The sequence below is a fragment of the Pseudomonas syringae genome, from assembly GCF_021605415.1.
Taxonomy (GTDB): domain Bacteria; phylum Pseudomonadota; class Gammaproteobacteria; order Pseudomonadales; family Pseudomonadaceae; genus Aquipseudomonas; species Aquipseudomonas syringae_S.
Genome location: NZ_WKEQ01000069.1, coordinates 1 through 9,888, shown reverse-complemented (window position 1 = coordinate 9,888; position 9,888 = coordinate 1). Strand labels below are relative to the sequence as shown.

The following is a 9,888-nucleotide window of genomic DNA, read 5'->3' as shown; positions in this document are numbered from 1 at the left end:
AACCCAATCGCCTGGTCTGGGCGATTGCCGTGAAAGACGACGGCACCCTGGGCGAACGCCGCAAACACATCGAAGGGCTGGACTACGCCGCAATCGACGGCATCAAATGCGACGAAGCGGGCAACCTCTGGTGCGGCTGGGGCGGCAATGGCGATCCCAAAGCCGACCTGGAAAAACTCGACGGCGTGCGCGTTTTCAACCCGCAGGGCAAGGCCATCGGACACATTTCACTGCCCGAGCGCTGCCCGAACGTGTGCTTCGGCGGACGCGAAGGAAATCGGCTGTTCATGGCCAGCAGTCACTCGATCTACTCACTGTTTGTGAATACTCGTGGGACTTCGTTTGCGTTGTGAAAACGATGGGGTTCTTGCGATAGCTCTGTGAGCATCGAAATAAAATACTGCCGCGCATCCGAGGATGCGCGGCTTTCAAGCTTGTTTACTGTTCCCGCATCGTTTTGAGCCGGCCGCGGGGTTAAACCCTGCGGTAAGCCGAGGAAAGGGGCGGGGCATAAGTACTAAAGCAAACCTATGACCTGCACCAGGATTACTGCGAAGCGCGCACCTTGGCGATTTCGTCGTACATCGTCTTCACCAGGCCGGCATCGAGTTCTTTGGAGAACTTGTCGATCACCGGCTGCACACGCTCACGGAAACGGTCTTTCTCTGCGGGCGTGATGTCGTTCACCGCGACGTGTTTCTCGAGGTTGCCTCGCGAGTTGCTCATACTCGTAGCCGTCACTTCGCGCTGGTACACCTGCGCCTTGGCGGCGGCGTCCCGGATCAACGCCTTTTCATCGTCGTTGAAACGATCCCAGGTTTTCTTGCCAATGATGAATGATTGCGGATTGAAGATGTGACCGGTCACCGACAGGTACTTTTGTACTTCGTAGAACTTGCTGCCTTCGATCACCGTGAAGGGGTTTTCCTGGCCGTCGATGGTGTGCTGCTCAAGGCCGGTATACACCTCGGGGAACGCCATCGGCACCGGGTTGGCGCCCAGCGCGGTGAAGGTTTCCAGATAGATCGGCGATTGGATCACGCGAATCTTCAGACCTTCCATGTCTTCCAGCTTGGTGATGGGACGCTTGCTGTTGGTGATGTTGCGAAAGCCCAGATCCCAGTAACCGAGATTGACCAGGCCTTTACTATCCAGTTGCGCCGCCAGCTTTTGCCCTACCGGGCCGTCGATCACCGCGTGGGCTTCTTCGACGTTGTTGAACAGGAACGGGAAATCGAGCATTGCGAAATCTTTGGCCTGAGCCGCCAGAATGCCCGAGTTCAGCACGGTCAAATCCAGCGTGCCACCCTGCAACGCGGAAACGGTCTGCACATCACCACCTAAGGTGCCCCCGGGGAAAAGCCGCACTTTGATCTTGCCGCCGCTGCTTTCAGCCAGCAGGTCGGCAAACTTCTGGGCACCCTGCCCTTGTGGATGCTCCTTGACGTTCTGAAAGGCAAAACGCAGGGTTTTCTCACGAATTTCCGCCGCATGGCTGGTCATGCAGCTCAGCAACAGACTGGTCGCGCAAGCGCCGGCCAGCAGGGTTTTAATGGTCTTTTTCATGTCACTCTCCATATTGTTTTTAGAGTCGAGTTACCGAGAGACTCACCAGAGTCAACCGGTGAAAAACTTCAACGGCACGAGCACCAGCGAAGGGAATAACACCAGCAAAAACAGCACAACAAACTGCGCCAGCATGAACGGCCAGACGCCCCGAACCATCTCGTCCATGCCGATCTTCGATATGCCACACACCACGTTGAGCACCGTACCGACCGGAGGCGTGATCAAGCCAATGGCGCAGTTGATCAAAAACAGCACACCAAAGTAGACCGGGTCGATGCCGGCCATTACCACGGCGGGCATCAACACAGGTGTCAGCAGCAGGATGGTTGGCGTCATGTCCATCGTTGTACCGACCAGAATCACCAGCGCCATGATCACCAACAACAACAGTGTCGGGCTGTCCATGAACGGTGCGAGCACACCCGCCAGTTGCTCAGGCAATTCGGCGATGGTCACCAACCACGACGACACCATGGCAGCCGCCACCAGGAACATCACCACCGAGGTGGTTTTCGCCGCTGCCAGAATCAGGTCATAGAGCTGGTTGATTTTCAGTTCGCGGTAGATGACCAGCGCGACAAACAGCGCGTAAACCGCCGCGACCACTGCCGCTTCGGTCGGCGTAAAAATACCGAATTTCAAGCCGAAGACGATGATCAGCGGCAGACCCATTGCCCAACTGCCTTCGATCAAGGCGCGCATGATCTGCGCCTTACTTTGCCTGGCCGGACGTGCGACGTCCTCACGACGGGAAACAAACCACCAGGCGACAGCGAGCGAAAGACCGAGCATTAGCCCCGGCACAATACCGGCGAGGAACAGCTTGGAGATGGAGACGCCGGAAGCAACCCCGAAGACGATGAACCCGATGCTCGGTGGAATCACCGGCGCAATGATGCCGCCCGCCGCAATCAAGCCTGCCGAATTCGCGCGGTTATGCCCGGCCCTCACCATCATCGGTACCAGCAGCGCGGCAAGTGCCGCCGCATCGGCCACCGCCGAACCCGATAAGGACGCCAACAGACACGAGGCGAGGATCGCCACGTACCCCAAGCCGCCACGTTTGTGGCCAACCAGCGCCATCGCAATATTGACGATGCGCTTGGACAGACCACCGGCGTTCATGATCTCGCCCGCCAGCATGAAAAACGGTACCGCCATCAATGGGAAACTGTCCGCGCCATTGAGCAGGTTCTGCGCGACGATCTGGGCATCGAACATATCCAGTTGCAGCATCAGCGCGACACTGACCAACAACAACGCGAAGGCAATCGGGATACCAATGGCCATGGTGCCGATCAGCGAACCCAGAAAGATGATCAGCGTCATGGGTGAGTTCCTTTTGTCGTCGACGACTGATTCTGCTCATGGAGAATCTCATCGCTTTCCGTGACCATCACCAACGCCTCATCAGCCAACTTGCCGGACACCAGCAGGTACAACTCGTAAAGCAGAATCGCTGCGGCGCTGGCGCCAAATACCAACCCTGCCGCATAAAACAACGCCATCGACAAACCGGATGCCGGCGCGACTACGTCAATGTTGATAATCGCCTGCTGCCAACTGCCGATGAACACCAGCCAACAGATGTACAGCATCAACACATGGCCGATGACCAGACAAATGCGCTTGCCCATGGGGGGGAAGCGCTTGACGAGACTGTCCAGGCCCATGTGCGCCCGATCTTTCAGCGCCACCAGCGCACCGAGAAAAATCATCCAGACGAAGAACCAGCGCGACAGCTCTTCAGAAACGCTGATGCCCGAGTTGAACGCGTAACGCAGCACCACGTTACCGAACACCAACACGATCATCACGACCATGCACAGCACAATCAGCAGCTTCAGCACCTTGAAATACAAGTCGACTATTTTTGTCATTGCTTACCTCGTAAACACGCAAACCCGTGACACTTCAGGCGACTCAGTACAGGCAAAACAGGGAAGTTTGCTCAAGAGCCCCGTTTCGACGTCTGGACGTGCCTTCAGGAATGGGAAAGGACAAAAACTGCGGGCACGCGGCAGCTTTGCAAAGCGCACTACGGAGGGAAGCACCGGACAGAATGGGAGTTTGGAAGGCAAGCATCGGCTGCTGCATGGGAAAGCCCTTTTATTTTTTTTATTGTTGTCTTGGAGATGAGCACCAAGGAGTGCAGTGAAAAATGTACTAGCTGGTTAGCTCGGTCAATATCTTGGTGATTTTTTTGAATAATGGGAATTTGGCGAGGCGAGGCGCCAACGTCTTGAAAAAGCGTCAATCTCTTGGACAAAAGCAAGCAACGTCTTCGAAAGATGAGAATCCAAAGCTGCGTGGCTACTCGTAAGCGCCTAATAAAGCGTGCGATTATCGATTGGCTTTTGATTATTTGAGTTGATTTCCCAGACTTGAGCGCCGACGAGCGAAAAGCCTTGAAGGCGTGACCGGCGGGATCCGGCCAGAAGCGCTCCGTCATGACCGGCCGTTATCGGCCAAAAGCGGACGTCCATGCTGCGACTTAGGGAACGTCCACTTGAGGATTAAAATTTCTACGCAAGCGAAGGTGATTTAGTAGTTACCAGCCCATCAACCATTCGCAAACGCTCGCTGTTGACCAAAACAACAATTCTTTCGTCCATCATCCCAGCAATCTTCGCCGTTGCCCGTCCGAAGCCCAGAAGCGCCAGAGCTCCTGAAATAACTTCTTCCCGGCGCATCGAGAACCCTAGGGTGACCGTTTCCACCAGCGCCTGATCAAGCTCCTCCGGCGCTACCCACTCCACCTTACGCTCCGAAGATTCGAAATGGGCCCGGCTACGGATATGGATAGGTTTGCTCTCAACTGAGTACATGAAGCCACCTCGCCCTTGGAACAACCTGTGCTGAACGCCCAGACGAATAGCATGGTCCACCGCGCTGTTAATCCGCGACCCCGCCCTTGTCACACCGAATGCCTCCATGAGTCGGCGGGTGACTTCTGTGGTGTGCACCGGAGCTTCGACCTCGACCACGTTACGAATCATCTGCATTAGGTGCTCCGGCTTTTCCTGATGCAGCTCATTCAACGAGGTTACAGGTGCCAAGCACGCTTTTACGTACTGCCTACTTGAACTCGGCATAGCTTCAACACCCGGCGCATCCCTGAAAATCTCATGTTTCGGTGCTGGCGCCACATGGGGAAGCGCATGCCGCCCCTCGGCGATCCTGGAACGAGCGGCTTCGATCGCTGCAACGACACGCGTGATTTCTTGCTGAGGACTCCGGAACCAGTCCGTACTCCAGATTCGGTGGAAGTTCCAGCCTAGCCCCTCCAGTACTCCTTGGCGCAGGCGATCACGATCACGAGCCGATCGTGCACTGTGATAGGCAGCGCCATCGCATTCGATCGCCAGGACATAGCGCCCCAGATACTCGGGATCCTTTACGGCAATATCGATGAAGTAACCCGCGGTTCCTACCTGCGGCTCAACCACGTAATTTCGGTCTCGCAACGCCTCAATCACTTCCAGCTCGAAGGGCGAGTCTGCTGCTTTACCGGTCTCAACTGCGACTTCGAGTTCGCCTGTTTCAGCATACTTGAGGAAGTTTTTCAGCGCCCTAACACCTTGGGGAGCGTTGGAGTCGAGTTCAAGCTCTTCGGCTTTGAAGTTGCTGAAAACGCGCATAGCCAGTTTGGCCCGGGTGATCAGGACGTTGAGGCGGCGGTGGCCGCCCTCCCGGTTTACCGGACCAAATTCCTTGGCGATCCGGCCGGATTCGTTTCGCCCGTACCCGATGCTGATGAATATCTTGTCCCGCTCATCACCCTGTATGTTCTCCAAGTTCTTGACGAAGAATGGCTCACTCCCCTGTGCGGTAAAGAACGCTTCTGCTTCTGGCGACTGGCGACGCAGCAACTCGATTTCCACCTGGATCAGATCACGCTGCGCCACGCTGAAGGCAGCCACCCCCAGGGATAAGTCTGGCGTGCGTATCGCGTGCTCCATGACAGCTTTCGCGACAGCCTTGGCTTCGCCCTTGTTCGTGCGGGTACGGCCCCGGTCGTAGACCGCCTCGGGCAAGTAGTCGAAGCTGATGCCAGTAGCATCAGGATGCTGACCTGCCGAGGGGAAAACCACCAGTTTGCTGTCGTAAAACTCCACGTTAGAGACCGCGATCAACGACTCATGCCGGCTCCTGTAGTGCCATCGCAAATAGCGCTCCTGGCTACCGGCAGCCTTGAACATACTTAGAATACTTTCAATGTCGGCTGTAGCGCCCTCTTCGTCGTCCATCTCGACATCACGACTGAAGAAGTCAGTAGGTGGCATCTGGCGGGTGTCACCCACGACCACGACCTGCTTGCCGCGCATGATGGCGCCGAATGCATCGACGGCTTTCACCTGGGAAGCTTCGTCGAACACCACCACGTCGAATTCGACTTTGCCTGGCGGGAGGAAATTGGCGATCGACATGGGGCTCATCATGAACACCGGTTTTATTTGCTGGATCGCACGACCCGCCTTCTCGATCATCTGTCGGATCGGCATATGGCGGCGTTTCTTATTCAGCTCAGCTCTCAGTACAGACATCTCACCGGGCTGGTTGATATTAGGCATCCCCTCCCACGCCTGCTTGGCCAGGGAGGTCTGCGCGTGATTGATGGATGCGAGATCGAGCGATTTGAAACGCGTGATCTGGTGCTCATGCTTGATCCGGTCGAACTGCTGAAGCGTCGGATTATGGGCGTACACTGATTGCACCAGGCCTGCGTACCACGAGAGATCAAGAATGGCAGTCAGGCTCTCGTGCTGGTCGCTACTAATGGCGATACCAAGCAGCTCACCCAAATTGGCACTGAGCATCTCTCCCGCGAGCACGTTGAATCGCGAAATCTGGTAGAGCGCGGTGAGATTGACCTGCCACTCCTGCAGACGCGCCTCCAGAGTAGCCAGAGAGAGTTTCCTGACATCAGCCTTAGCGTTCTTCTCCTGCATGGCAGTCACTTCCAGCGACTCATGAATCGCTTTGTCCAGCGCGTTGACATGCAGCTCTACGTCAGCGACTGCATCGCCCAACCCTGTGGCATCGGCGTGTCCGGCAAGGAAGGCGATTATGCCCTGTGGGATCTGTCCCTGCCCTAGGTCGTCATGCAGTCGAATCACCCAGGCACTCAGACGCTCAAGCACGGGCCAATCGGTCTTCTGGCGTTGCCACTGAGCGCCAAACAGCGCGCTACCCAAAACTTCGTGTTGGTCATACACCTTTTTGTTCTGCTGGTAGGTCAAGACCGTATCGACGAGTTCCAACATGCCTACATTGCTTTTCGGCAATACCTCTCGAACAAGCCCTTGCAATCGAGCACGCGAGGCGCGAAAGCGCCCCGAGAAGACTCTCCACCATTTGTTGCCGTAGGCTTGCAGGTTCTGGCGAACCTCCAAAAGATCCTGGTCCCAAGCCACATCGATCAACTGCTTGTCAAATTGATCACGACAGGCAGACATCTTCTCGCCGGCCTCGAGCAATTCGCGAATGGCGTCGCGACGTGACTGCCATTCCCCCGTAGAAATCTTGATCCCCTCAAGTCGCGGGGCTTCCGCCGCACGGCGTGCGGCGCGGCAGACTATATCGACGTCTGCCAAAGTGGCCGGCTGGGTCAGCATCAATCGCTCGGAGAGCGCCGCAGTGGCGGATTGCAATGCACTAAGGAGAGAAATCGCCGACTGCAGCGCGTCATTGGCAGTGCTTTGTTCGATGGGAGAGAAGAAGGTTCGTTGGCTGCCCCAGAACGGGCTGCGATCCGGCCGCCCCATCACGTTAAGGTGGAGCACCAATTCTTCCACCAGCTCTCGCTGCTTTTGCTGATGGGTGAAGTTCCAACCGGCCATTGGCGCAAACGGGATCATGGGCAGTCCCGGATGAACTCGCTTCAGCCCCAAGTAGCGACCAAGCACATCGAGAAAGGGCAAACCGCTCGCCCCGGCCGACGCGCTGACAGCTTCGCAATAATTATTAAGGGAGTCCTGCAGCTCTTTTAAACTGGCCAGGTCTCCCTCTACATCCTTGGTCACTGGCCTCCCTTGGTTCAGGGTTCGCCCCAATTCTTTGAGCACCGACTGCTTGGTGGATTTATGGGAATGCAACTCGAGTACCGCGTCGCCAAGATGGCTCTCATCCAGGCGGCGCTTCACTACCTCTAGGGCCGCCATCTTCTCAGCAACGAACAGGACTGTTTTTTTCTGCCCAATCAGCTCAGCGATGATGTTGGTAATCGTCTGGGACTTTCCGGTACCCGGTGGGCCCTGGATGACTAGGTTGGAGCCTTCGCGCACTTCTAAGATTGCTTCCGTCTGACTGCTGTCGGCGTCCTTGACGAAGCGGACTTCACCCGGATTGATCACCGAGTCGATATTCACATCTTCTGTATATGCCGCGCGCAGATCGCCGAAACCCGAGCCCAGCAATCGCTTCATCACCGGGTTGGCATCAGGTTGCTTGTCTTCTGGCCAACTCTTTGGGTCAAGATCCTTAAACATCAGGAACTTGCCAAACGAGAAGAAGCCCAGTGCAATTTCGTTACTGGCGACCTTCCATCGCGGTTGTTTGCTGACCACCGCTGCAACATCCCTGAAAAAATGCTCCAGGCTGTAGTCGTCAGCATCGAAGGATTCTTCGTCGAACGCACAAGAACTGAGGTCCAGGCCAAAGTCGGTCTTGAGCTTGGCGACCAAGGACAAGTTCGGCATCAGCTCGTCACCGGAGTATCTCAGCTTGAACGCATCCTTGGCCCCGCTGCGTTCAAGGGTGACGGGTAAAAGGATCAAAGGCGCCTTGCGCAGGTTTTCAGAGCTGTCGGCCTCATACCAATGGAGGAAACCGAGGGAAAGGAACAGCGTGTTGACGCCCTGTTCCTCGATAAAGCCTTTGGCCTCGGTATGGATTTTCAATAATTGGAGGAAAAGCCGATCATCTTCGATAGTGGTCTGCAAACGCGTATCGAGATGACGGCGAGCCTTGCCCGTTTCATCCTCGCCCGCGTCGCCTATGGTGGAGCCCCAGTTTAGGGTATCGAGCTCATACAACAACTCTTCATCACCGGGGGTATCACTATCTTCCTCCCCCTCCTCATTCACATTGGAGGCCTTGACTAGTTCCGCCAGCTTCTTGCGAGCCATTGGCGCAAATGTCATGGCTTTTTCCTGAAAGTAGAGGGTCTTGAAGACCTCTTCGGACTGCTCATCGACCACCATCAACGTCTTGGCGGTCTTGCGGAAATTGAGCATGTTGTTGCGAAGCCCGATATCCAGAAGCTCTTTGCGACTGCTCTGCAGCTTCTGGCCAATCACTGAATTCATAGGAACACCTGCTATCTGAATTTGCACATCAATGGCTTCGATCGTGTCTGCGGAGCTGGCGGGGAAGCCTAGCGAGCAGTCAGCAGAAATTTTGAGCCTAGAGCCGTCAACACGTCGGACACAACGATTTCTGAACGCGGCTTGCTAAAGTCACGAAGATCAGGGAACTAATGCAGGTGGGTGAGCCAGTCGAGTGACCACTCTGGAACGCCTTTCCCTGAGACTCGAATATTTAATATCCTTTTGCCAGCAACATATCCGCAGCATGAATACAGGTAAAGAAATAAGTGATTTGCGGTCATGGCATTAAGCACGTTGTGGCGCTCCCAGATCCCCAATCGATAAAATTACACATCAACGGGCGATCCCGATAGCGACCTGGCTTGACATCGACCGAGCCAGACGCAATTGCACACCCACATACAGCGCAGGACTGAAGGCTGGTGACATTCCTGTATGAGCTTGCCGGCGATGGAGACATTGACTGTAGAGCCTCTGATCGGTGTCTATATCGAGGCGATAGTTGCCCTCCCGTGAACGTCTGCTTTTGGCCGATTGCTGCCGGTCACCGCCGTTCGTTTTTCGTGTCGATAGCAATCGAGATTTTCCCAGGTTAAACACCAAACCCCAGACGCGTTTAAATGCACCCTCCCGTCACAGGCCTACGCCTACAACACCTTGCGCCATCCCCTACGGGTAAGACAGAATCCGCCGGCTTGTGTGTCTAGGCCGTGGGTTTTATCGTTTCCCGGTCACTGCAAAACAGTGATGGGGTTTGGTAGCCCGCTTCGTGTCTAGATTCAATGCATCACCGTGAGCAGTCGCTTTTGCAGGACTCTGATTTTCATGGTGGTCATGCGTGGGGCCCATTCGTGGGCGCCGGGTTCTAGTGCGACCGGTCTACCAACCCGCGTATGGCCGCCACCCTTCGTTTGGTAGCGAGGGTGATGGCTCCTTTACTATTCGCGCTAGAGGTTTCATTCATGTTCAAAGTCACACCCAACCCACC

The 9,888-nt window shown here is 55.7% G+C and carries 5 protein-coding genes; 1 reads left to right on the top strand and 4 read right to left on the bottom strand.

Annotated elements, in window-relative coordinates; genetic code table 11:
• Positions 1 to 353: SMP-30/gluconolactonase/LRE family protein (locus tag GIW69_RS25855; RefSeq protein WP_236485620.1), on the top strand; the 353-nt coding region annotated here is incomplete at its 5' end.
• Between the two features lie 193 nt (positions 354 to 546).
• On the opposite strand, the gene GIW69_RS25850 is transcribed toward GIW69_RS25855, so the two are convergent.
• The 4 genes from GIW69_RS25850 to GIW69_RS25835 all read right to left on the bottom strand — a co-directional run bounded on the left by GIW69_RS25850 (position 547) and on the right by GIW69_RS25835 (position 8,879).
• Positions 547 to 1,566, bottom strand: coding sequence for a TRAP transporter substrate-binding protein (locus GIW69_RS25850; RefSeq protein ID WP_236485619.1), 1,020 nt, complete (start codon positions 1,564 to 1,566; stop codon positions 547 to 549).
• A gap of 51 nt (positions 1,567 to 1,617) precedes the next feature.
• Positions 1,618 to 2,898: a TRAP transporter large permease subunit gene (locus GIW69_RS25845; RefSeq protein ID WP_236485618.1), complete on the bottom strand. Its 1,281-nt coding sequence runs from the start codon at positions 2,896 to 2,898 to the stop codon at positions 1,618 to 1,620.
• On the bottom strand, positions 2,895 to 3,449 hold the full coding sequence (locus GIW69_RS25840) for a TRAP transporter small permease (protein WP_236485617.1): 555 nt from the start codon (positions 3,447 to 3,449) through the stop codon (positions 2,895 to 2,897). The genes GIW69_RS25845 and GIW69_RS25840 overlap by 4 nt, the downstream gene beginning before the upstream one ends.
• 645 nt (positions 3,450 to 4,094) lie before the next feature.
• On the bottom strand, positions 4,095 to 8,879 hold the full coding sequence (locus GIW69_RS25835; protein ID WP_236485616.1) for a DUF3320 domain-containing protein: 4,785 nt from the start codon (positions 8,877 to 8,879) through the stop codon (positions 4,095 to 4,097).
• Between the last annotated feature and the right edge of the window lie 1,009 nt (positions 8,880 to 9,888).

Excerpts from the sequence above, each read along its gene's own strand:
- GIW69_RS25850 (WP_236485619.1), bottom strand. The coding sequence starts at position 1,566 with ATGAAAAAGACCATTAAAACCCTGCTGGCCGGCGCTTGCGCGACCAGT.
- GIW69_RS25845 (WP_236485618.1), bottom strand. The coding sequence starts at position 2,898 with ATGACGCTGATCATCTTTCTGGGTTCGCTGATCGGCACCATGGCCATT.
- GIW69_RS25840 (WP_236485617.1), bottom strand. The coding sequence starts at position 3,449 with ATGACAAAAATAGTCGACTTGTATTTCAAGGTGCTGAAGCTGCTGATT.
- GIW69_RS25835 (WP_236485616.1), bottom strand. The coding sequence starts at position 8,879 with ATGAATTCAGTGATTGGCCAGAAGCTGCAGAGCAGTCGCAAAGAGCTT.